Consider the following 645-nt stretch of genomic DNA (forward strand, 5'->3'; position numbering starts at 1 on the left):
CTAAAGACGGTTATAATTTCTAAAACATCTTTGGCTAATTCTTCTTCAAATCTCACATTCTCATCGCCCTTATTGATGATAATCACTTCTACTTCTTTAGCTTCACAAATGCTGAATACCAATTCAGCTCTAAAGCGTAATAATCTGTCTTTATGCGTTAATACAAGGCGTTTGACTTGATTGTCTAAGATTAAATTTAAAAGCTTGGTTAAGCCTTTTTTATAGTAATTCATGCCACTCCCTAAATCTTGTATCACTTCATAGTTAAAGCCGCATTTAGCGCAATAAAGCTCTAAAACTTGAACTTGTCTGATTAAGTCATCTTGTTGGTCATGCGAGCTTACTCTAGCATAAGCTATTGTTTTTAATTCATCTTGATTAAAGACTACGCTTCTATTGATACGCCTTAAACTTTCTAACTTATAACGCCTTTCACCGCCTTTAGTGAGTTCATCAGGTTTTAACAAATCTTTTTTATCCCAATTGCGTAAGGTTTGGATAGTTACACCTAAAAGCTTACTCGCTTGACCGATGGATAGCATTCTTTTATTCATGCGAGCAGTATAACACAAAACTTAATAACCTATACAAAAATTATAGTGTTTTATGGATTGTTATAGGATTTTAGTTGCTGTTTGTAGCCCT

The 645-nt window shown here is 33.6% G+C and carries 1 protein-coding gene; it reads right to left on the bottom strand.

Going from position 1 to position 645, the window contains the following annotated elements:
* Positions 1-554 (bottom strand): IS607 family transposase (locus DBU79_RS07730; RefSeq protein WP_154412053.1); only part of this gene is annotated, 554 nt, incomplete at its 3' end.
* Positions 555-645: the final 91 nt, after the last annotated feature.

The organism is Helicobacter pylori (assembly GCF_009689985.1).
In the GTDB taxonomy this organism is placed as follows: Bacteria; Campylobacterota; Campylobacteria; order Campylobacterales; family Helicobacteraceae; genus Helicobacter; species Helicobacter pylori_CG.